Annotated in this window: 20 protein-coding genes; 9 read left to right on the top strand and 11 right to left on the bottom strand. The window is 55.1% G+C overall.

All coding sequences use genetic code 11. The annotated features are described in order from the left end of the window. From KOR42_RS23295 to KOR42_RS23330, 8 genes are all read right to left on the bottom strand, one after another. Nucleotides 1–244 (bottom strand): hypothetical protein (locus KOR42_RS23295; protein ID WP_146512243.1); only part of this gene is annotated, 244 nt, incomplete at its 3' end. Next, nucleotides 244–1,332, bottom strand: a complete 1,089-nt coding sequence (locus KOR42_RS23300; RefSeq protein ID WP_146512244.1) for a hypothetical protein — start codon at nt 1,330–1,332, stop codon at nt 244–246. The genes KOR42_RS23295 and KOR42_RS23300, both read right to left, overlap by 1 nt. A 17-nt stretch (nt 1,333–1,349) precedes the next feature. Further along, nucleotides 1,350–1,706, bottom strand: a complete 357-nt coding sequence (locus KOR42_RS23305; RefSeq protein WP_146512245.1) for a hypothetical protein — start codon at nt 1,704–1,706, stop codon at nt 1,350–1,352. A gap of 104 nt (nt 1,707–1,810) precedes the next feature. Continuing rightward, the gene (locus KOR42_RS23310; RefSeq protein ID WP_146512246.1) at nt 1,811–2,398 is read right to left on the bottom strand and encodes a sigma-70 RNA polymerase sigma factor region 4 domain-containing protein; all 588 of its coding nucleotides are present in this window, start codon (nt 2,396–2,398) and stop codon (nt 1,811–1,813) included. A 204-nt stretch (nt 2,399–2,602) separates the two neighbouring features. Continuing rightward, nucleotides 2,603–3,568 carry a hypothetical protein gene (locus KOR42_RS23315; RefSeq protein WP_146512247.1) on the bottom strand — a complete coding sequence of 322 codons (966 nt, stop codon included), beginning with the start codon at nt 3,566–3,568 and terminating at the stop codon, nt 2,603–2,605. After that, entirely contained in the window at nt 3,525–4,595 is a 1,071-nt protein-coding gene (locus tag KOR42_RS23320; RefSeq protein WP_146512248.1) for a hypothetical protein, read from the bottom strand. The genes KOR42_RS23315 and KOR42_RS23320 overlap by 44 nt, the downstream gene beginning before the upstream one ends. An 80-nt stretch (nt 4,596–4,675) precedes the next feature. Continuing rightward, entirely contained in the window at nt 4,676–5,428 is a 753-nt protein-coding gene (locus tag KOR42_RS23325; protein WP_146512249.1) for an ImmA/IrrE family metallo-endopeptidase, read from the bottom strand. Beyond that, on the bottom strand, nt 5,428–5,796 hold the full coding sequence (locus KOR42_RS23330; protein ID WP_146512250.1) for a helix-turn-helix domain-containing protein: 369 nt from the start codon (nt 5,794–5,796) through the stop codon (nt 5,428–5,430). The genes KOR42_RS23325 and KOR42_RS23330 overlap by 1 nt, the downstream gene beginning before the upstream one ends. A 296-nt stretch (nt 5,797–6,092) precedes the next feature. On the opposite strand from KOR42_RS23330, the gene KOR42_RS23335 reads away from it, so the two are divergent. From KOR42_RS23335 to KOR42_RS23365, 7 genes are read left to right on the top strand one after another with little or no spacing between them, the layout of a single operon-like run. Continuing rightward, nucleotides 6,093–7,619: a type I restriction-modification system subunit M gene (locus tag KOR42_RS23335; RefSeq protein WP_146512251.1), complete on the top strand. Its 1,527-nt coding sequence runs from the start codon at nt 6,093–6,095 to the stop codon at nt 7,617–7,619. Then, entirely contained in the window at nt 7,613–8,701 is a 1,089-nt protein-coding gene (locus KOR42_RS23340; protein ID WP_146512252.1) for a hypothetical protein, read from the top strand. The genes KOR42_RS23335 and KOR42_RS23340 overlap by 7 nt, the downstream gene beginning before the upstream one ends. Next, a complete protein-coding gene (locus KOR42_RS23345) occupies nt 8,698–10,197 on the top strand; it encodes a type I restriction-modification system subunit M (RefSeq protein ID WP_146512253.1) in 1,500 nt (499 codons plus the stop codon). The genes KOR42_RS23340 and KOR42_RS23345 overlap by 4 nt, the downstream gene beginning before the upstream one ends. Nucleotides 10,198–10,207: 10 nt before the next feature. Then, complete coding sequence (locus KOR42_RS23350) at nt 10,208–11,416, top strand: restriction endonuclease subunit S (protein ID WP_146512254.1); 1,209 nt, start codon at nt 10,208–10,210, stop codon at nt 11,414–11,416. After that, nucleotides 11,406–11,606, top strand: a complete 201-nt coding sequence (locus KOR42_RS23355) for a hypothetical protein (RefSeq protein WP_146512255.1) — start codon at nt 11,406–11,408, stop codon at nt 11,604–11,606. The genes KOR42_RS23350 and KOR42_RS23355 overlap by 11 nt, the downstream gene beginning before the upstream one ends. Continuing rightward, complete coding sequence (locus KOR42_RS23360) at nt 11,596–13,524, top strand: RNA-binding domain-containing protein (protein ID WP_146512256.1); 1,929 nt, start codon at nt 11,596–11,598, stop codon at nt 13,522–13,524. Before KOR42_RS23355 ends, KOR42_RS23360 begins: the two co-directional genes overlap by 11 nt. Continuing rightward, a complete protein-coding gene (locus tag KOR42_RS23365; RefSeq protein WP_146512257.1) occupies nt 13,521–16,427 on the top strand; it encodes a type I restriction endonuclease subunit R in 2,907 nt (968 codons plus the stop codon). The genes KOR42_RS23360 and KOR42_RS23365 overlap by 4 nt, the downstream gene beginning before the upstream one ends. 221 nt (nt 16,428–16,648) lie before the next feature. On the opposite strand, the gene KOR42_RS23370 is transcribed toward KOR42_RS23365, so the two are convergent. The 3 genes from KOR42_RS23370 to KOR42_RS23380 are packed head-to-tail and all read right to left on the bottom strand — an operon-like array spanning nt 16,649 to nt 19,088. After that, entirely contained in the window at nt 16,649–17,059 is a 411-nt protein-coding gene (locus KOR42_RS23370) for a hypothetical protein (RefSeq protein WP_146512258.1), read from the bottom strand. Continuing rightward, nucleotides 17,056–18,615 (bottom strand): recombinase family protein, encoded by a 1,560-nt coding sequence (locus KOR42_RS23375; protein ID WP_146512259.1) that lies wholly within the window; start codon nt 18,613–18,615, stop codon nt 17,056–17,058. The genes KOR42_RS23370 and KOR42_RS23375 overlap by 4 nt, the downstream gene beginning before the upstream one ends. Further along, complete coding sequence (locus KOR42_RS23380) at nt 18,612–19,088, bottom strand: DUF2924 domain-containing protein (RefSeq protein WP_146512261.1); 477 nt, start codon at nt 19,086–19,088, stop codon at nt 18,612–18,614. The genes KOR42_RS23375 and KOR42_RS23380 overlap by 4 nt, the downstream gene beginning before the upstream one ends. Before the next feature lie 329 nt (nt 19,089–19,417). Between KOR42_RS23380 and KOR42_RS27020 the strand changes: the two genes are divergently transcribed. Next, nucleotides 19,418–19,579 (top strand): hypothetical protein, encoded by a 162-nt coding sequence (locus tag KOR42_RS27020; protein ID WP_197441508.1) that lies wholly within the window; start codon nt 19,418–19,420, stop codon nt 19,577–19,579. A gap of 674 nt (nt 19,580–20,253) precedes the next feature. Continuing rightward, complete coding sequence (locus KOR42_RS23385) at nt 20,254–21,201, top strand: ISAs1 family transposase (RefSeq protein WP_146512260.1); 948 nt, start codon at nt 20,254–20,256, stop codon at nt 21,199–21,201. Nucleotides 21,202–21,345 lie beyond the last annotated feature (144 nt).

The raw sequence follows: 21,345 nt of genomic DNA on the forward strand, positions 1-21,345 counted from the left end.
GGCCCAGATAGCCCTGCTCCAGACATTGCTGGCGTGCCGGACAGCCGAAACAGACGGTCGTCGCGACCGGGAACCCCACCGCTTCCGCGCGATCCGCTTCGTCGTTCCAGCAGTTCTGCGAGAACTGCTCGGACTCCTCCGTCTTTCGAGGCGGATAGATCTCCGCATGGATCCCGGCAGACTGGTAGCGTTCCAGCTCTTCCTGCAGGTTGGCGTGCGTCGGATAGACCAGCAGCGACTGCATCAGAACGAGTCCTCCGGAGAGACCATGCTCACGATCACCTCGAAGTCGACCGTCGACTTGCCGTGTCCGGTTCCGCTCCGATCGAGATAGATTCCCGGTTGATCGAGCGAGCCGGTTCTGACATGCACCATCAACCGTCGGTACTCGTCATCGTTGATCACTGGTCGGGAACCCACATCCAACCGCTGCATCGGCGGAGGTGTGATCTGCTCAATGTGCAGCCCCTGCAGAAAAAGGTGTTGCATCCGCAGGGGGTCATCACCTCCATGCTGGTTCAGCCACTCACGCAGGTCTTTACATCCATCGGGAGGCAGACTCCAGCCGATCGGACGTTGCAGCAGTTTGGCCAGTTTTGTGGCGGTGGAGATCGCGCCGTCCTTCCCGGGCCAGAGACCGGATGGTTTTTGGTCCCGTTCTCCCAAGACCACGGTCTCGCGATGTTCCGGGAACGTGCTGAGCATCTCACCGAGAAACTTGACACCACCCCGGTTACTCGGTCGACCGACCACTGACAGTCCCAGCAGCATGCCCGCCGCGGTGTCGGACGCACCTTCGACCAGTAGCATCGGCCCCGTTTCAGTGTCCCAGTCATCGGGATAAGTCAATCCGGCACGGGTCCCGGTCAGTCGACGTTTTTCACCATTGCGATAACGCTTCTGCAGACCGATCACGGTACCGCTGCCATCCCGTTCGGGGAACGACCAGCAGCGCTCGTATTTACAGTAGCCGACGTTCAGTCGACGCAGGACTTCGATGCTCAGCCCCAGCTGTTCTGCCAGTTCCGGAAGACCGAGTTCGGCACAGTTCGCAAACTGCGCCAGCGTCTCGCTCAACCGTGCTGGAGGCGGTGGTGTCGGTTCCGGTACCGACACTGACTGAACTCGAGGAGCCGGAGTCCAGCCCCGCTGTTCGCTCAGCAGATGCAGGTATCCTGCTTCTCCGAGGTCCTTGACCGCTCCCTCCGAGACACGCGGACAGATCGCCGCACCACCATCCCGAGACACCAGACACCAGTCCGGTTTTCTGCAGACCGGACAACACCGCTCCGCAGTTACCCGCTCATAACCTGAGTACACATGCGCAACCATACAAACTTCTCCTTGGCTTAAAACGCGGGTTGAGGTTCCAGTTCAGGGATCGGTTTCCACTGCGGCTCCGACTCCGATGAGGAGACCTTCCGCACCGTGAATGAGTCTTCTCCGAACTCTCGGATGAGTAGACCGGTGAAGACACGCACAATCAGTTCCCCCACGCGGGAGGTGCAGTCGACGTCGATCCGATGATCGTCAGTCACGAGTTGGTAGTGGGCTTCCAGACGGACTCTGGCTCGTCCATAAAGCCCTTCGACCGAGAACATCGCCAGATGCAGCGACATCTCGGCTTCCAGGAGATCGACGGACTCCTGAAAATGAAATCGGGTACAGGCAGCAGACGGGGCAGGGGGAGTTCGATGGATTGGCATGGACACCTCTCGGATCGGAGTTGTGCTCTGAACAGGGAGGGTGTCGCAACACAACACCCCCCCCTTGAGACATATGCAATTCAGAGGTCCGCTGTCCGACAATTTCAGGAATTACCGAAACCGGAGTTCTCGAATGCTTCCTTCGCCTCGGCCAGACGTTTCCTGACCTGTCGTCGAGAGATCCCGAGCGCCTTCGAGGTTCCCAGGATCGACCCACCCATCACTCTGCGACAGACGTCACGAACTCCCGTGGGCGTATTTTGCAGAGCCTGCTCGACAGCTTCTCTCGTTTCGTCGAGGAGTTGCTCATCTCTGGAGAACGCTCCACGATGTCGCACGCGATCTCCCGCATGCAGGCAATCTGCCAGGGTCGACTCCAAATCTTCTTCGCAGCAGATGGGGAGATCGATCGATTCCACAGGTGTGCTATTGGTCCGGCGACGAGTTCGTCTCTCGCGGAGAATCATCCTCGCAGACGAATCCACGATGCAGTCGATCATGGTGTCCAGCGACGCACGTTCCGGATTGTAGTTGTCCACCTGAGCGAGGACCGCCATCCAGAGCTGCTGTTCGATGTCCTCCTGGTCTGAGGGGGTAAATCCCGCTTTGCGGCATAACTGACGAGCCTTGAACGGGATCAGTGTGCGAGCGTAGTTGCTCACAATTGCCTCTTGGGCGCGCGTTTTGCGCATCGTTTGATCTGAGGCCGGAAGCACGCACCCGATCAGCTGCAAGAAGTTGCACTAACCGTCACATGGCGACGAACCTCATCGCCAGAAAGACAACAGTGACGGACTGCCGGGTGATGGCCTCATCGGCCCTCGAACCCGTGGCGCCACTTTTCAGGTAGCAATGCTACTTTTGGGGTAGCACTTCAAATCACCGCAAAATGTTCCTCAAGTCAGGGTCCATGAGACTGGCTCCTCCGGGGCGTACTTCAGGTACATTCCCTTTTGAACAGAGATCTCAAGATGTCGTCCCAACTGCTGATGGGCGTCACTGATTTTCTCGATCGCTTCGGAAACCGCCTTTGAGACTGACTTCCGAACTCGTTCGGTATCACTTTGGACACGGACCCGACCACCGAGTCCTGTGGCTCCAATGATCGCTGACGCGATGTCATTTAGTTCTTGCTCCAGTTGACCTGCTCTCGCGAGATCATTATCGGCTTGCGCTGATTCCAAATCGCTACTCAGCTCCTCGAATCTCACGCGATAGTCACGGATGGCCTGCAGATCCGCAGTCTCTCCAGAGGAGCCTGACATCATCTCGGTTGGGACGTGATTTCGCATCGCGTTCAGCTCAACGGCCGAGACGGCACGTCCCTGTTCGATGATCAGATATCTGAGATAATGGAGTCCGACAGACTTCCTGAGAGAGCGCGTCTGACCCGCATATCGCAACTCGTATTGATCACTCACTTTCCGAAAGATGTTTTCGCAATTCTTGTCGTGATCGAAGGTTTCCTGCCCGGAAAATGTGGATGGCCGGATTCGTGCCGCGACGCGTGAAACCATCCGGTAGATAGTGGATGATTCGAAGTCGACGGGAATTTCTTTGCCGCACATCGAGCAGTTCAAAGACATTTCTTCGTCGATTGCCTCGTCCAGCCATTCCGGGGGAATCAGTGTGGAACAATGTCCGCATTCTAACATTGAACAGAGCTCCAGCAGACGTTCCTCAGTCAACAACTCGAAGACCGCATCCACCTGATTCAGATCGAGTCCCAGCAGGGAGGCGAAATCACGTGGTCGGAGCGGACTGGTCGAAAATACCGAGGAGAGCTGCCGGTCGAGCGACTCGATTACCTCTGCGAGGTCAGGAACTCGATTTGCAATGGTGGCGGATTCGGGAAAGTACATAGCGCACACGTTCTTCGCTCTGATGAGTTGGGAAATTGATCCGGTTTTCACTTCCAATCAGCACAGTGTGGAGCTCTCTGTTCAGCGGGTTGAATTGACAGCGTGACGGCAACCAGTAGAAGTTGCCGAGCTGACCGATTCCAGAATTCCGGGCAGCTCGCATTGCCAGATCGACGCTCTGTTCCCCGCAGAGTGAATCTGTGGAGGAGGCACTCCGCCCCTCAATGCGACGTCCTTCGGGGGTGCGGTAGTTCACTCCATGAGAACGGCTCTCGCCCAATCCTATCTCCTCCAACTCGTGCAACCGCTTGATGGCCGGATGAAGACTCACAATCGTAAACCGACTAAGGGGCAGCCAGGCGTTGACCAAACGCCAAAACTCTTTGGCGATGTCGCCGTACCGGGACCCGGTTGGCAACTGAGAGATTTGCAGAAACCCAGTGTTGCAGCGAAGATCCCACTCAAACACGACCAGGCAGCGACTGGATCGGACGAAAAACCCACGATTACGGATCACATGATCGTCACTCAGTTCCCGTTGCGTGTCTAGAGCCGGATTGCGTTCCAACCAGTCTCTGCGTACCACCGCCGTTACTCGCAGACGATGTCCATCACAGTCAATGGCGGACAATTGAAGTGACTTCGGGAGAAACAGTGATCGTTGAGTGTTCAGGAATGAATCGAGTCTGAACTGGGACAGATGATTCCTCAACCATTCAGGGTTCCTCCATCTCTGTATCGGCGCTTTCGGACCGTGCAACAGATAAATGTGTTGTTTGCCCCAGGGAAGGACCTTATCCAGATAAGCGATGACATCGGCGACTGAGATGATGTGATTGGCGAGTCCCTGTTGAACCCGTTCTTTAAGCGCCTGTTTGGTGCCGCTGTCGTCGAGTTGATGTTTCAACAGGAATTGCTGGATGTAGTTTTTTTTGAGCGAGAACAAGTCGCCGAGGATGACGTTTCGTTCTTCGTTCGTGACAGGAGATGCGAGGTAACGGGTAATGTCGGCTGACAGCTGAACCATAAGCAATCCATTTCAAAGGAATTGATGACCGATTTCGTCTCTTTGACAGTTAACGCACGGTTCGAAAAAAAATGAATCGCTCACCAGAGCGTTCGTTCCGTTTTGGTGACGAGCAGGCCCATCCGCTCAAGCTGAATTCGCATTGCTTCTCGCGAGACCTCAAACTGTTCTGCCAGCGGTCGGCAGAACTCTTCTTTGAGAGCGAAGTCGAAGTCGCTGCCCTCGGTGACTTGTCGACCCCGATAGAGGAGGCCGTCGGGTCGGGAAACTTGTTGACGCAGTTCGGTGATTGCGACAGAACGTTCGTCGCCATTGCGGAATTCGGTCCAAGCTGAAAGGACCAACTTCCGTGGCATCAGGAGCTCTGCAGCAAAGGCATTGGCCTGCCATTCGACGCGGAGCGTGTCTCCAGAACGACAGATCACGTCCGGCTGCAATTGGCCATTCTCGAACAGCCGCTGCTCCTGGGGATGTTGTCGATAATGCCTGCGATGCAGACGCCAGTGCCCGAGTTCGTGAGCGAGTGTGAAGTGATACCGTCCCCGTTTTGCGGGATGGGTGTCTGGGTCAAGCGTGTGGTCAATACCGATTCGACGTTCCTGAAACCAGATGGCCCCATGCACCTCTGCCTGTGGGAACAGACTGGCCATGTCCAGATACTCAAGTGTCAGCCCGCAATGCAGCTCAGCAATCTCATCAACCGGGACTGGCGGCGCCAAAATCGGTGAAAAGTTCAGCCCGTATTCTTCGTTCAGAAGATTCGCTTCTGCAGCAATCTGTTTTTCGTGCAGAAACGGGATACCCTTTCTCGGCAACGCTGGCCGTTGCGGCATTAAGTACTCCTTTTGTTGTTCCTGTTGAACCGGCGAGCCTGCTCCGTCAGTTTCTGGAGCTGTTCAGGTGTTAGACCACTCGCTTCACGCAGTAACTCCGGCATTTGCACCGGTTGACTTTGAATAATTTCCGGCAGGTCATCGGGAACCCGCCCCGCCAGTGAAATCCATTCATCCACATTTTCGTCAAGGAGTTCGGCCATCTTCGTCACGCGTTCGACGGTGGGAGGATCGGCATTTCCCTGTTCCACCAGTGACAGGTAGGTCGGACTCACGTTGGCCAGCTTCGCGAATTTGCGAAGGCTGTACCCCATCGCCATCCGCTTTTCACGAAGCAATTGTCCAAATTTCGAGGGGGAACTGGTCATGTCCGTCTCGGCAAAATACTCTTGAGGCTACTGAAGGCGATTGCCGATGCTCGCCGGGTTGTTTAGTATCCTGTAAACAATGCGGATCATAACCCAGCGGTCGAATTCGAACAACAAGTTTATTGCAAATTTTTTGGAAGTATTGATCTCGAAGGCGGTTGCGGTCGAGCGGTCGGTCAATCAGCTTTTCAGGGCAGCTGAGCTATCGAGCGATTTCGGGCATTTTCAACGGGGCACGCTTGAATAGGTCATGTGCTTCCACAGCTACTCAACTCATTTTTTTGAATCTCAGTCAGATGAATTTGACCGGACAAAACGTCATCGATTTCGAACTCAATCAGCTGTCGAGTCACCTCTGGGAGTCTGCAAACATTCTACGTGGTCCTGTGGACGCAGCTGACTTCAAGACGTTCATCTTCCCGCTGTTGTTCTTCAAACGGATTTCTGACGTTTACGACGAGGAAATGACAGAAGCACTCGCAGAGTCGGATGGCGACCAGCAATACGCCCTGTTCCCGGAGAACCACCGCTTTCAAATCCCGGAGGATTGCCACTGGGACGATGTCCGCAAAAAGACCACCAACGTCGGGAAAGCCCTGGCTCGGGCGATGCGTGAAATTGAGAAAGCTAACCCCGACACGTTGTATGGCATCTTTGGCGATGCTCAGTGGACCAACAAGGATCGTCTCTCGGATGCGTTGCTTCGTGACCTCATCGAGCATTTCTCCAAACTTCCGCTGGGTAATCAATTCGCTCGAGCGGATGTGCTGGGGCAATCGTACGAATACCTGATTAAGAAGTTCGCCGACGCCACCAACAAAAAGGCGGGCGAGTTCTACACACCGCGCAGCGTCGTCAATCTCATGGTTCGTATCCTCGATCCGCGCGAGGGTGAGACAATCTACGACCCGGCGTGCGGCACGGGGGGCATGCTCATCGAAGCGATTCAGCATGTGAAAGATGCTGGCGGAAACGTCCGGACGTTGTGGGGGCGACTTTTCGGCCAGGAGAAGAATCTGACGACATCCTCCATCGCCAGAATGAATTGCTTTCTGCACGGTGTTGAGGATTTCCAGATCGTACGTGGAGACACGCTGCGACAGCCTGCGTTCCATGCGGGCGACACTCTTGCGCACTTCGATTGCGTCATTGCCAATCCACCCTTCTCACTGCAGAAGTGGGGAGAAGATGTCTGGACCAGCGATCCATACGGTCGCAACTTTGCTGAGATGCCTCCCGCGAAGAGCGGCGACTTCGCTTGGGTTCAGCACATGGTCAAATCAATGGCCGCGAAGTCTGGGCGAATGGCGGTCGTCTTGCCGCACGGGGCGCTTTTCCGCATGGGGAAAGAGGGCAAGATCCGCCAGAAGATACTCGGGATGGACATTCTGGATGCCGTCATCGGACTGGGGCAAAACCTGTTCTACGGCACTGGGTTGGCCGCTTGCATCCTCGTGTTTCGCCAAACCAAGCCAAAGGCGCATCGTAAGAAGGTGCTCATCGTCGACGCTTCGAAGGAATTCAAGAAGGGACGGGCACAAAATGAACTTCTGCCCGAGCATGTGGACAGCATTTATCGCTGGTACGAAGAGCACACGGACGTTGAAGGCGTTGCTCGATTGGTCGCTCTCGATGAGATCAAAGAGAACGACTGGAACCTCAATATTCCGAGATACATCGAGCCCGTGATTGAAGAGGAAAAGATCACGGTCGCGGAAGCCATCGAGAATCTCAAAGTGAGTCTCGATGAAGCGTACAAGGCCGAAGATCGGTTGAAGGAGCTACTTGCGGACCACGGCCTCATGGAGGACGTGCAATGCTGACAATCGAAAGACCAGATCTGCTTCCAGCCGAGTTTCGCGTGTTCTATTCGTGGCAGAGCCAGTTGCATCGGGCAGGGAACTTCAATTTCATTGCGGCATCCATTCGAGCAGCAATCTCAAAAGTTGAGGCAGAACTTCCTGACGATGTTTCCTGCGCGATCTCGATCGACCGGGACACTACTGGTCGCGTCGGGACTCCGGAAATCGCAGCGACAATCCTCGAGAAAGTCAGTCAATGCCATCTCTTTGTTGGAGATGTCTCGATAGTTCACGACGACGGATCACGATGTTACAGCAACAACAATGTGCTAATTGAACTCGGATTCGCGGCTGGCAAACTCGGATGGGATCGGGTGGCCTGCGTCTGTAACACCGCGTACGGCCCCGTTGAATCGCTGCCATTCGACATTCGTGGCCGACGCATTCTGAAGTACCAACTCGAAAAAGGTGGCGACAAGAAAACTGCAGCGAGCCAACTCGACAAGCAGCTTTCAGTCGCGATCGGTTCACTCTTGGAAGCGATGGGGCGCGGGGACATCGCTGTTGTTCAGGACCCGGATGACGTCAAGCGAAAGCGCGACGTACAGATCCTCAGGCATGTGCTGGAGAACATTCACAGGCCAACATTCGATGGATTCTTTGAAGGCTTGCGCGAGTACAAGTTCCTGCGTGACTTCCACTTCTACTGGGATGGGCTTGCTCCGGTCGTGAATTCAAACAGGTTTCAGTTTTACGATCAGAAACTTCACGATTTTGTCTTGGCGTTCTGCGTTCCGCTGGGTGAGGGTATCGCGGAAGGGGCGTACGTATTCGGCAGCGGCAACAATCCTGCGTTCTTCACTTTGCGACATCACGTTGATGGCACTGGAATGGAAGGGGTCGAACTAATCCTCGAGAAGCTTTTTGAATCGCAGGCGAAGTTACAGGAGTTTCTTGACTACGTGCATTCGAATTATCCGGAAATTGACCTGAACGAAACCGATCGCGCTGCGTGGGAGGAGAACGAGCCCTACATCACCGGCAGCATCCTCGAATCTCGTCAGGCTGAGGCAGGCGGCGACGCAGACGAGGAAGCCGAATGACTAATCACATCACTCAGTCCCAACTCGAAAGCTACCTCTGGGGGGCGGCGACGTTGCTGCGCGGGTACATCGATGCCGGCGACTACAAGCAGTTCATTTTTCCGCTGCTGTTTTTCAAGCGCATGTGTGACGTCTACGACGAAGAATACGCAGCCGCATTGGAAGAATCCGGTGGCGATGAAGACTTCGCCTCGTTCGCTGAGAACCATCGCTTTGTGATTCCCGAGGACGCCCACTGGAATGTTGTTCGTGAAACAGGCAAGAACGTCGGCAAGGCGATTCAGGACGCGATGCGTAAGATCGAGTCGGCCAACACCGACAAGCTGTACGGCATCTTTGGCGACGCACAGTGGACCAACAAGGATCGCCTGCCCGACCGCACGCTCAAGGAGCTGATCGAGCATTTCAGTTCGCAGACGCTGTCGATTACCAACTGTCCCGAGGATGAACTCGGGGTCGGATACGAATACCTCATCAAGAAGTTTGCCGACGATTCCGGTCACACGGCGGCCGAGTTCTACACGAACCGCACCGTCGTCCATTTGATGACCGAGTTGCTCCAACCGCAGCCGGGCGAGTCGGTTTACGATCCGACCTGCGGGAGCGGCGGCATGTTGCTGTCGTGCGTGACTCACCTGCGGCGGCAGAACAAGGAATGGCGGACGCTCAAGCTCTTTGGACAAGAGCGAAACCTGATGACCTCCGCCATCGCCCGGATGAACTGCTTCCTGCACGGCATCGAGGACTTTCAGATTCAACGGGCCGATACGCTGGGCAATCCGCAGTTTGTCAGTGGCGATCGGCTGCAACAGTTCGATGTGTGCCTGGCCAATCCGCCGTACTCCATCAAGCAATGGGATCGGGCCGCGTTCAGCGCTGATCCCTGGGGACGCAACATTTACGGCACGCCGCCATCTGGCTGTGCTGATTATGCTTTCTTTCAGCACATCGTTTGCAGCTTGTCCCGACCACGCGGCCGTTGTGCGATTCTCTTTCCCCACGGCGTCCTGTTTCGCGACGCTGAGCGCAGTATGCGCGAGAAACTTGTTAGCAGTGATTTGGTTGAGTGCGTTGTCGGTTTGGGACCGAACCTGTTCTACAACTCGCCAATGGAGGCTTGCATTGTCATTTGCCGCACGCAAAAGGAGAGAAAGCTAAGAAACAAGATTCTGTTCATCAACGCTGTAAACGAGGTCACGCGCGAGAGCGCACAAAGTTTTTTACGTGACAGCCACATTAGGCGCATTGCCGACGCTTACCACAAGTTTCACGACGTTGAAAACTTCGCAAGCGTTCGGCCACGTGACGATGTAAGAGAAAACGGATACGACCTGCGCCTTCATTACTACGTACGGCCCCCCGAGGGGAATCAGGTATTAGCAACCAGCGACGAACAGTTGCCCGAAGCCGTATCGACCTGGAGATTAGCAAGCAGTGAGTTGAGAGCGTCGATGAGCACTCTATTTGAGCGATTTGAGGACAAACGCCTTGGGTAAACAGAATACCATGTCAAAGTCAGCAAGCGCGCCTAACGGTGATTCTCTGAAGTGGAAGACCGTTCGCTTCGACGAGGTTGTGCGCAATGTAAAGGACAAGGTTGATCGAGAGAACACGGACCTTACGCGGTATGTCGCTGGTGATCACATGGATTCGGAAGACATACACCTGCGTCGCTGGGGCGAACTGAACGGGGATTATCTCGGCCCCGCGTTTCATCGACGGTTTCGAGAGGGACAAGTACTCTACGGCTCGCGACGTACATACCTGAAGAAGGTTGCAGTGGCTCCGTTTGATGGGATCACTGCTAACACGACGTTCGTTCTCGAATCAAAAGACTCTGAAACGCTCATTCCCGCTATTCTTCCCTTTCTTATGCTCACAGATGACTTTACAGAGCACTCAATCCGTGAATCCAAAGGTTCTGTGAATCCATACGTGAACTGGAAAGACATTGCGAAGTTTCGCTTCGCACTGCCTCCAGTGGATGAGCAACATTCAATCGTTCAACTTCTCACATCCGCTGACGATGTCGCCGAGCATTATAGAAGGGTCTGGAGCGACGCGGCGAGTGTCGTTGACGCGCTGACCATTCAACTATTGTCAGCAGATTGGCCGCACCAACGGTGCGAGACACTTCTGGTCGGTGGACCACGAAACGGCCTCTCACCAAAGTGCAACGCAGATGGGCGAGGTGCGCCAACTATTGCCATTGGAGCCGTCCGAGAAGGCCGTATTCTCACAGAGGGCAATCTAAAATACGCCGAAGTATCTGCGGACGATTTGGCAAAGTTTCGGCTGAATCGCGGCGATGTTCTTGTGGTAAGAGGCAACGGCAACAGAGACCTTTGCGGCCGTTGTGGAATGGTCGATGCTGTTCCCACAGACTGCTTCTATCCTGATCTCCTGATCAAGCTCGACTTCGACGAAAAAGTCATTTCGCCCGAGTTTGCAGTTGTTCAATGGAACCACCGCCTTGCTCACGCAAGGCTCCTCAAGCAGGCCAAATCGACTAACGGAATCTGGAAGATCAACGGAAAGGACATAAAGCAGCACGAACTGTCGGTGCCACCGATTGATGTTCAACGTAGGTTTGTGAACGAACTCGAAGATCCTCAGAAAGCGATGGCAGCCGCAGAGAACGCACGACTCGCGGCAGATCGCCTTACTCTCCGATTAGCAAATGCACTTTTAGGCGCACAAAGTCATGTTCACTGAAGCCAACACTGTCGAACAAATGGTCCTTGATGCCTGTGTATCAAACGGCTGGACCTATGCGGCTGGGCCGACACTTTCGCGGCAGGCTTCGGATGTCTTCGTGGAATCCTCGCTGCGCCAGGCTCTGATCAAACTCAACCCCGAGATCGCTGGCCTGCCAATGTCCTGCGGAGGTTGTCGTGGATACTGATCGCCTGCTGGAAGCATTGACGCTGGGTGAAGACCATGAGATCGAGTTCAAATCGGCTCGCGGTGGTGTGCCGAAGTCTCTGTGGGAAACGTACAGCGCTTTTGCAAATACCGATGGCGGTGTCATTGTTCTTGGTGTGAAACAACGCGGCGGAAACCGATTCGAGATTCAGGGACTCGATGACGCCGAGAAGATCCGGCAAGACTTCTGGAACAACGTCAATAACAAAGGGCACGTCAGCCATAACCTGCTGCGAAATGAGAGCGTCCGCATAGTGACAGTCGAAGGTGACGACGTGCTGGTGATTGAGGTTCCGCGAGCTGATCGTCATCAACGGCCAGTGTTCCTCACTCCGAATCCGCTGACGGGGACGTATCGTCGGTATCACGAAGGCGACTATCGCTGCGACGAGAACGAAGTCCGGCGGATGATCTCGGACGCCGAAGAACAGTCGGCCGATTCGCGAGTGCTGCCGCAGTTTGGAATGGATGACATTCACATGGAGTCACTCCAGGCCTATCGCAACCGCTTTCGCTCACGTGATGAAACACATCCCTGGCTGAATGAAGACGTTTCCGGCTTCCTTCGTAAGATCGGCGGCGTGCGAAAAGACCGTGGTACTGGTGAGGAGGGATTGACGGTCGCCGGGCTGCTGATGTTTGGGAAAGAAGAAGCCATCAAGGACCCGGCATCCGGGATTCGGTTTCAGCTCGACTATCGCGACCGCCGCAGCGAAGACCCCAATGTTCGTTGGGTCGACCGTGTCTGGCAGGACGGGACCTGGAACTGCAATCTGTTTCAGTTTTTCTTTCGAGTCTATCCCCGATTGACAGAAGGGTTGAAAATCCCGTTCGGCTACCAAAAGGAGCCAGACCCGGAACTTGGCAATGCTGTGATTGTCCGTCGTGATGACACTCTGGTTCATGAAGCTGTCCGCGAAGCAATGGTGAACTGCCTCATTCACGCCGACTATCGTGGGCAGGGCGGGATCGTGATGGAACACCATTTTGATCGACTTGAGTTTTCCGACCCAGGAAACTTGTTGGTCTCCTTCGAGCAACTGATTCGCGGCAGTGTCAGTGAATGCCGAAACGAGACGCTGCAAACCATGTTCACCCTGATTGGACTCGGTGAAAAGGCCGGATCGGGAATTGACAAAATTCGAGAAGGCTGGAAAAGCGTTCGCTGGCGTGTGCCCACCTTGAGTGAGCAGTTCCAGCCTGACCGCGTGACCGTGACGATGCCGATGGTCAGCCTGTTGCCAGATACCGCTGTCGAAAAACTGCGTGGGATTATCGGGGACGAGTTGCAGAGCCTGAACGCTGAAGAAGTCCAAGCGTTGGTCACTGCCGATATCGAAGGTTCCGTTTCCAATTTTCGGCTGCAATCGCTGACTGAGCGTCATCCATCGGATTTGACCAAGTTGCTGAAGAATCTGGTCAGCAGCGACCTCCTGGAGCGGGATGGGCACGGGCGAGGAGCGACGTACAGGTGGTCTGAACGCCTTAGGAGATTGTCTGAACCTTCGACTCCGGGCGCAAGAGACGTAGCTCCAGGCGCAAATGGGTTAGGTCCGGGCGCAAGCGAGGATACTCCGGGCGCAACGGAAGACGCCACGGTCACATATGTGCCAGTTCAAGACCCCGTATTGCTGAAGATCGCGTCCGTTGCACGCGAGAATAAGCGATTGACGCCCAAGAAAATGCAGAGCGTCATCTTGAGTCTGTGCCGAGTCCGAGAGCTCACAGGTCGTGACATCGCCGAACTCGTGCAACGTAATCAGGACCGTGTTCTCAAGAGTTATCTGAAACCGTTGCTTGAGAAAGAGCTGCTTGCGAGGAAATACGCGGACGATCCCAATCATCCTCAGCAGGCCTATCGGAGCGTGGCTCCAGAACAAAAGGAGCTGTTTGAATGACGTTCAGTGAAGCCAACACTGTCGAACAAATGGTTCTCGATGCCGCTGTGTCGAACGGCTGGACCTATACGGCGGGGCCATCGCTTTCCCGGCAGGCTTCGGATGTCTTCGTGGAATCCTCGCTTCGTCAGGCTCTGATCAAACTCAACCCCGAGATCGCCGAACAGCCCGATCGGGCCAATGAGGTGATCTACAAGCTACGAGCGATATTGCTGTCCGTGCAGAACGATGGGCTGGTTCGCTCGAACGAAGCCCTAGCTGAGTGGATCAAGGGCGATAAGACGATGCCTTTTGGGCCGAACGGGCAACACACCACCGTTCGTCTCGTCGACTTTGAGAACCCCACGAATAATGAGCTGATCGTCTGCAATCAATGGACGTACAAGGTCGGCCAGTTAGAAAAGCGGTTCGATGTGGTGCTGCTGGTCAATGGGCTGCCGATCATCATCGGCGAAGCCAAGACGCCCGTGCGCCCGGCAGTGACCTGGGTGGACGGGGCCAGCCAGGTTCACGACGACTACGAAACCGGCGTCCCGGCGATGTTCGTGCCGAACGTCTTCAGCTTCGCCACCGAGGGCAAGGCCTTCCGCTATGGCTCGGTGCGGATGCCGCTCGACATCTGGGGACCGTGGCGGGATGCCGACAATCAGCAGGAAGGCTCGCTGGCCGATGTGCGGAAGTCGGTCGCCAGCATCCTGCGACCCGAGGTCGTGCTCGACATCCTGCAAAACTTCACGATCTTCGCCACCGATAAGAAGCACCGCCGCATCAAGATCATCTGCCGCTATCAGCAGTACGAAGGCACCAACCTGATTGTTAAGCGGGTGGTCGAGGGTCAAATCAAAAAGGGGCTGATCTGGCATTTCCAGGGGTCCGGTAAATCGCTGTTGATGGTCTTCACCGCTCAGAAACTGCGGATGCACCCGGCGCTGGGTAATCCGACCGTGCTGATCGTGGTTGACCGGATCGACCTCGACACGCAGATCACGGCCACGTTCAATGCCGCCGACGTGCCGAACATGATCAAGGCGGAGAGCCGCGACGACCTCCAGTCGCTGCTGTCCCAGGACGTGCGGAAGGTCGTCATTACCACGATTCACAAATTTGGTGAAGCGGACGGAGTGCTCAATCCTCGTAAGAATGTCATCGTGATGGTCGATGAGGCCCATCGTACGCAGGAGGGCGACCTCGGCCGCAAGATGCGCGAGGCTATGCCCAATGCGTTTCTATTCGGTCTCACCGGCACGCCGATCAACCGGGCGGACAAGAACACCTTCTGGGCGTTTGGGGCCGATGAGGATGAGAAGGGCTATCTCAGCCGTTACACGTTCCAGGAGTCGATTCGCGACAAGGCCACGTTGCCTCTGCACTTCGAGTCACCGGAGATCAAGCTGAAGATCGACAAGGACGCGATTGATGACGCGTACAAGCAGATTACCGGAGACTTGAGCGAACAGGACCGCGATGATTTGGCCAAGCGAGCCGCCAAGATGGCTGTTCTGGTCAAATCGCCCGAGCGGGTGCGGGGCGTGGTGAAGCACATCGTCGATCACTATCAGTCCAAGGTCGAGCCGAACGGTTTCAAGGCTCAGATTGTCACCTTCGATCGTGAATGCTGCGTACTCTCCAAATCCGCGATGGACGACATCACCGGCGATCCCGATTGCAGCGCGATTGTGATGCACGTGACTCAGAGTGATCCTGATAAGTGGAAGGTTCATCAACGGAACCGTGATGAGGAAGAAAAGCTGCTCGACCGGTTCCGTGATCCGGGCGATCCGCTGAAGTATCTGATCGTCACATCTAAACTGCTGACCGGGTTCGATGCCCCAATTTTGCAGGTGATGTACCTCGACAAGCCGATGCGGGATCACAATCTGCTGCAAGCGATCTGCCGCACGAACCGCATCTACCCCAACAAAACACATGGGCTGATCGTCGATTACATTGGCATCTTCGACGATGTGGCCCAGGCGTTGGACTTCGATGAAAAGGCGGTCGAGCAGGTCATCACGAACCTGGACGAAGTCAAAAAGGAACTCCCAAAGCAGGTTGCGAAGTGTCTGACGTTCTTCCCTAACGTCGATCGTACCGTAGGCGGATATGAGGGATTAATTGCCGCCCAGGATTGTCTGCCCAACAACGAGAAGCGGGACGGCTTTGCGGCGGAATTCTCAGTCCTTGGCCGCATTTGGGAGGCTTTGTCTCCCGATCCGTGCCTGTCACTGTACGAAACCGACTACCGCTGGCTGACGCAGGTCTATGAGTCCGTCAAACCACCAAGCGGCAACGGCAAGCTCTTGTGGCATGTGCTTGGTGCCAAGACCATCGACCTGATTCACAAGAACACGCAACTTGACACCGTTCAGGATGACATTGAAACGCTGGTCATGGATGCAGAAGTTCTAGAAAGCGTGCTCGGCGCACCTGACGCCGACAAGAAAGGGAAGAAGCTGACGATCCAGTTGATTGCCCGGCTCCGAAAACACGCTGGAAACCCAAAGTTCGTCGACCTCGGTGAGCGGTTGGAAAAGATCAAGGACAAGCACGAGCAGGGTCTGATCGACAGCAAGCAGTTTTTGAAGCAGTTGCTGGAACTCGCTAAGGACATGGTTGAGGCCGAACAGCAAGTCGATCCCGAGGAGGAGCAAGACAAAGCCATCGCTGCGCTCACGGAACTCTTTACGGAAGTGAAGACTGAAGACACACCAGTGATTGTCGAACGGATTGTGAAAGACATCGACGAGATCGTCCGCATGGTCCGGTTCCCCGGGTGGCAGAATACCTCTGCCGGAGAACGTGAAGTACAGAAAGCTCTTCGGAAGACGCTCCTGAAATACCACCTCCACAAGGATCAAGAACTTTTTGACCGAGCGTACGGCTATATTCGACAGTACTACTAGTCGATTCTCCTCAAGTTCCTCGATAGGTTGGAATCCACCGTCGAAGCGAAATCTACGACTTGTGCTGAGCTTCATTTTCCGCTCTACAAGGTCGCAGGTCGCAGGTCGCAGGTCGCAGGTCGCAGGTCGCAGGTCGCAGGTCGCAGCTGAGATTTCTGCCGAGGTTGATTTCGGCCAGACAAAGGCCGAGGAAGCTCGTTCCGGACTCAACGAGCTCGGACTCAACGACGATGTGCAATTTGGCAATTTGTCATGATGCCTAACCACATCTTCCGTTGTTTCTTCCACGAGGCTTGAGCAGTCAGTGGTCTCAGCATCCTCTCGTGAACCGGATCGCGGCCGCTGGTCACTCGGGGAAGAAACAGCAGCTCTTCCTGAATGTCCGGTGCAAGGTTCAGGAGGTTCATGATTTGGGTCATACGCGGCTGCGTGACGTGAGCGAGGCGGGCGAGTTCTGAACGATCTGTAATGATGCCAGTCGTGATGAGACCATCGAATTTGATTGCCAGTGCCATCAATCGCGAGATTCGGGGGATTCTACCGCTGGGAACGTCGGGTTGGTCTCGGCTGTCCTGACGGCGTCGACCTCGTCTGTTATCTCTGATCTGGACTTTCCGCTTCACTTTGATCATGGGGTCTCCTTTGTCGAACTCGTTGTGAGGGAGTGGAACGCCTCTGTGTGAAACTCGATCTCGACGCTGCTATCTGTCGAATCGAACTCAACCCGTTTCACCGCGAGAGCGAGGGATCGAGCCTGTTCTTGAGGGCTGAGTGTGCCCCAGAGCCCTGCAAAATCTGCGAACGCGGCTTCCACGTCTTCTGACGGCAGTTGTTCCTGTTCGGCCTCTAATATCCGTTGGTCGAGTTTAGAAATCTGTCGAGCGGTCTTGGCGATCCGATCGTGCAGGTCAGCGATGAGTGAGGTGTTGTCGGTATTGGCTTCAGGAGCAACTGTCAATCGATTGAGTTCTGTGTGGTACCAGGCACATTGCTGCCGAAGCTGATCCCGGTCTTTTCTCAAGCGTTTGATCTCAGTGACATCGTCTTCCAGCGCCTGCTTCAGTACTTGTTTACGCAGTGCCGGATCGGTCGTCATTTCTCGGAACTGGTCGACCACGACTTCTTCGATCTGTGCGGCGGGTAACGAACGTGTCGGACAACTGCGACGTCCGCTTTTGATGACCTGTGTGCAGGTGTAGTATCGATAGCGTCTGGTTCCCTTGCCGGTGAACGTGTGCGTCATCGAGCGCTCGCAGGCTTTGCAGACCAACAGTCCCTTCAGGAGGGCGCCGTGTTTGTTGCGAACCTCGCCCCCACCGGTTCGTCCGTTGCGTTGCAGCTGCTGTTGAACGTTCCGAAACAGATCTTCGTTGACAATCGGTTCGTGTTCCCCAGCATACAGTTCGGTCTTGTGCCGGATCTTTCCGATGTAGATGGGGTTGGTCAGGAGGGCGTGCAGACTCCCTTTGTCGAACTCTCCATCCCCCTTGGGCTGACCCTTTCTGGTCATCCATGCTTTGTTTCTCCAGCCGAGCTGTTCCAGTTCGACGACGACTGAGAGGAGCGAACCCAATTTGAGGTACATCTCGAAGATCTCCCGAACACGGGAAGTTTCCTCAGCATTGACTCTTAACTTCGGACTCGGTTGAGAACGATCCACGTCGTACCCGAGGACGGGGATTCCTCCGGTCCATTTACCGCGTCTTCGTTGAGCGGCGATCTTGTCCCGGATTCGCTCACCGATGATCTCACGTTCAAACTGGGCGAATGAGAGCAGGACATTCAGAGTCAGCCGCCCCATCGAATGGGTCGTGTTGAACTGCTGTGTCACCGAGACGAACGACACATTGTGTTTTTCGAACGTCTCCATCATGCGAGCAAAGTCCATCAGGGAACGGCTGAGGCGGTCGACCTTATAGACTACCACGCAGTTCACTCGTCCCGCTTCGATGTCCAGCAACAATTGTCTCAGACCGGGACGATCCATGTTCCCGCCGGAGAACCCTCCATCGTGGTACTGGTCCGGAATGCAGACCCAGCCCTCGTTCTTCTGGCTGGCGATGAACGCTTCCCCTGCCTCGCGTTGGGCATCGAGTGAGTTGAACTCCTGGTCGAGTCCATCTTCGGTCGACTTGCGGCAGTAGATTGCGCAGCGGATCTGAGGGTTGGATGTCTGTGTTCGACTCATTTGACTCCTCCCAGCTTGAAGAACCGGAATCCGTTGCAGTGCGATCCGGTGATTGCTTTGGCGACCGCGGACAACGTCTTGAATCTCTCTCCGTCGTACTCGAATCCGCCCTGCAACACACGAACTTCCAAAGTCTGACCCTTGTACTTCCTGGTGATGGACGTTCCCGGCGAAGGGAGTCTGGGATCGGACTGGAGAGTGCTCTTCACGGATTTCGTAGGCGAAATCATCGGGTGTTTGTCTCTCGGTGGGGTTGTTCTCACTTCGGCGTCGACCGCCAGCTCTTCGGCCCGTCTTCGAGCCCGTTGGCTGAGGTCTCCTTCTGCAATTGCCTGCAGCCGCCAGCCAACCTTGCGGATGAGATAGGTTTTATGACGTGAACGGGGTTGCTCTCCGAAGACCTCGGCGTAGCGATCACGAAGTGCGTCCGTGGTGAGCTGCTGCAGCGCAGCGAGTTCGTTCTCAATGTTCATGGCAATCCTCTCAGGCTCGAAGTGTGTTCCGGTCGCGATGAATACGACCATGTGGTTGGCGGGTCTTCAGACGCGAAGCACAGCTACGGTTGATCGCGGGCTGAAAGCTCTTGGGCAACAGTCACACTGGGCCTTGTTTGGTGGAGAACCTCAAGGCATGTGCCACCGGTTTCGGAAGCGGATTCGAAAGTGCGAGTGTCGCAGCGTTTTGAGAGCCTGCGGTGACGGCGAACTCCGTCGGCAAGAATGGCGACGAGATCGCGGAGGTTGTGGTGAGAAGCATGTTCCTGCATTAAGTTCCCGGTGCTCAGGGAGAGATAAAATCGACGATGGCCCAATACCAGCGTCTCTTGTTACTTATGCAGAAAAAGTCTCCGTTGTCCGCTGTTCTCATCACCGGGCAGTCGGAGTATTTCGGAGGAGAATTCGAAAAGCCGAATCATGCGTGGCGAACCGGACGAGCTGATAACCCGAACGCTCTGTCTCTGTGAGTGCAGAGAGACTTTCGGTGCGAGAGAGGCGCCTTGAAACGAATCGTCGGCGGCAGAGTTGTCTCTATAAGTTCGGCAGAGACGCTTCGAGAATCTGGGGAGCAACGCAAACTATTGCGGAGATTGGGGATCGATTCGCGTGTCTCTGGTTCAGCGCAAAAGAAAACCCCACGGTCGCAGAATTTGCTACCTTGGGGTTTTAGTGGTGTGAGACTGACCGTCTTCGAAAAAGAGACAGAGACACGCACAACTGCGGCAATCCTGAGCGGTCCGGACAGTCACAGTTTGGTTCCCTCACGCGAACCACGAACAACACACAATACGACATCTATAGCCGTCAGCTCGTTGTTGATCACCAATGATAAATGTCTCGTTACGAGTGGCTCTTCCGCCTCAATTAAAGCGTAGGTTGTCGCACACCGAGTGAATCAAACTGCCGGCTAACTCAACTGAACGTGCAAAGCCCACTCCACCAGGGATCACAAAATCGGCAAACTCTCGGCTCGGACTGACAAACTGAAGGTGTGCAGGGCGAACCGTAGACTCGTACTGGGAGCCAGGGCAATCGCACGTCGGTTTTCGACTTCGGAGTGAGTTTTGCATGAAGTGTTTCTCCGTCAAGGGGTGGATTTGGATTCGCCTGGTTTTGTGGTTTGGACGGAGTCGTTTTGAAAATGAAGAACGGGTATTTCGAATTTCTTGCACACTTTGTGGATTTGACTGACCCGCGTGAGGATCGTGGAAGTAATCACAATCTTTTCGACGTTGTTGGTCTGGCTTTGTGTGGAACGATTTGCGGTGCAAATAGCTGGGCGGATATTGAGCGGTTCGCCGTGGCTCATCAGGAGTGGTTCGAGCAATTTCTGGAACTGCCGTATGGAGTTCCTTCGCACGACACGTTTGGGCGAGTGTTTGCCCGGCTCGATACCGACGAATTTCAGCGATGTCTGGGACGCTGGGTCGAGCAGTTGCAGCTTCAACTTGACGGGCAAACCGTTGCCATCGATGGAAAGACATTGCGTGGTTCGCATGATCGCTCATCCGCTCAGGAAGCGTTGCATGTGGTGGGCGCCTGGGCCAATCAGGTGAATTTCTGTCTGGGACAGGTTCGCGTTAAGAGCAAGTCGAACGAGATTCCGGCGGTGCAGGAGTTGTTGGAGATTCTCCACCTCAAAGGAGCAGTTGTCACAGCGGATGCGATGCACTGCCAGAAGAAGACTGCCCAGAAGATCATCGACAAAGGGGCCGACTACCTCCTTCAGGTCAAGCAGAATCAGGAGTCGCTGCACGATGCCATCACGGAAGAAATCGATCGCTATGCCCAGGGGAACTTTTGCCATCGCAACGTCCGGCAGCAGACCACGAAGGAAAAGAATCGGGGTCGCATCGAAACACGAACGACGCTGGTGGCCCCGGCACCTGCAGAACTCAAGACAAGATGGCCAGGGTTGCAAACAATCGGAGCGATCTATCGTCGACGTGAACTGGCAAACGGCACGGAAAGTGAAGAGATGACGTTGCTAATCAGCAGCCTCCCTCCCAAAGTCCGGGATCTGTCAAAACATGTGCGAAATCACTGGTCGGTCTGGCGTGCTCCCCATTTTCTGATCCAGATGTTATGAGAGTCAACCGACCGATTTTGGTTCGAGGAGACTTTGATGACGAAGCGACGACGACGTAAGCCTGAGCAGATTGTGAAGCTGTTGCAGGAGGGGCAAGCGATGTTGGCGGCAGGAAAGTCGCTGGCTGAGGTGTTGCAGAAGCTG

This window comes from Thalassoglobus neptunius (genome assembly GCF_007859735.1).
GTDB classification, from domain to species: domain Bacteria; phylum Planctomycetota; class Planctomycetia; order Planctomycetales; family Planctomycetaceae; genus Thalassoglobus; species Thalassoglobus neptunius.

Bases quoted from the DNA above. Each gene is read 5' to 3' on its own strand.
- KOR42_RS23310 (WP_146512246.1), bottom strand. From the start codon at position 2,398: ATGCGCAAAACGCGCGCCCAAGAGGCAATTGTGAGCAACTACGCTCGC.
- KOR42_RS23325 (WP_146512249.1), bottom strand. From the start codon at position 5,428: ATGCCGCAACGGCCAGCGTTGCCGAGAAAGGGTATCCCGTTTCTGCAC.
- KOR42_RS23305 (WP_146512245.1), bottom strand. From the start codon at position 1,706: ATGCCAATCCATCGAACTCCCCCTGCCCCGTCTGCTGCCTGTACCCGA.
- KOR42_RS23365 (WP_146512257.1), top strand. From the start codon at position 13,521: ATGACGTTCAGTGAAGCCAACACTGTCGAACAAATGGTTCTCGATGCC.
- KOR42_RS23315 (WP_146512247.1), bottom strand. From the start codon at position 3,568: ATGTACTTTCCCGAATCCGCCACCATTGCAAATCGAGTTCCTGACCTC.
- KOR42_RS27020 (WP_197441508.1), top strand. From the start codon at position 19,418: ATGGCCCAATACCAGCGTCTCTTGTTACTTATGCAGAAAAAGTCTCCG.
- KOR42_RS23355 (WP_146512255.1), top strand. From the start codon at position 11,406: ATGTTCACTGAAGCCAACACTGTCGAACAAATGGTCCTTGATGCCTGT.
- KOR42_RS23340 (WP_146512252.1), top strand. From the start codon at position 7,613: ATGCTGACAATCGAAAGACCAGATCTGCTTCCAGCCGAGTTTCGCGTG.
- KOR42_RS23385 (WP_146512260.1), top strand. From the start codon at position 20,254: ATGAAGAACGGGTATTTCGAATTTCTTGCACACTTTGTGGATTTGACT.
- KOR42_RS23300 (WP_146512244.1), bottom strand. From the start codon at position 1,332: ATGGTTGCGCATGTGTACTCAGGTTATGAGCGGGTAACTGCGGAGCGG.
- KOR42_RS23375 (WP_146512259.1), bottom strand. From the start codon at position 18,615: ATGAGTCGAACACAGACATCCAACCCTCAGATCCGCTGCGCAATCTAC.
- KOR42_RS23350 (WP_146512254.1), top strand. From the start codon at position 10,208: ATGTCAAAGTCAGCAAGCGCGCCTAACGGTGATTCTCTGAAGTGGAAG.
- KOR42_RS23345 (WP_146512253.1), top strand. From the start codon at position 8,698: ATGACTAATCACATCACTCAGTCCCAACTCGAAAGCTACCTCTGGGGG.
- KOR42_RS23335 (WP_146512251.1), top strand. From the start codon at position 6,093: ATGAATTTGACCGGACAAAACGTCATCGATTTCGAACTCAATCAGCTG.
- KOR42_RS23370 (WP_146512258.1), bottom strand. From the start codon at position 17,059: ATGATCAAAGTGAAGCGGAAAGTCCAGATCAGAGATAACAGACGAGGT.
- KOR42_RS23380 (WP_146512261.1), bottom strand. From the start codon at position 19,088: ATGAACATTGAGAACGAACTCGCTGCGCTGCAGCAGCTCACCACGGAC.
- KOR42_RS23320 (WP_146512248.1), bottom strand. From the start codon at position 4,595: ATGGTTCAGCTGTCAGCCGACATTACCCGTTACCTCGCATCTCCTGTC.
- KOR42_RS23330 (WP_146512250.1), bottom strand. From the start codon at position 5,796: ATGACCAGTTCCCCCTCGAAATTTGGACAATTGCTTCGTGAAAAGCGG.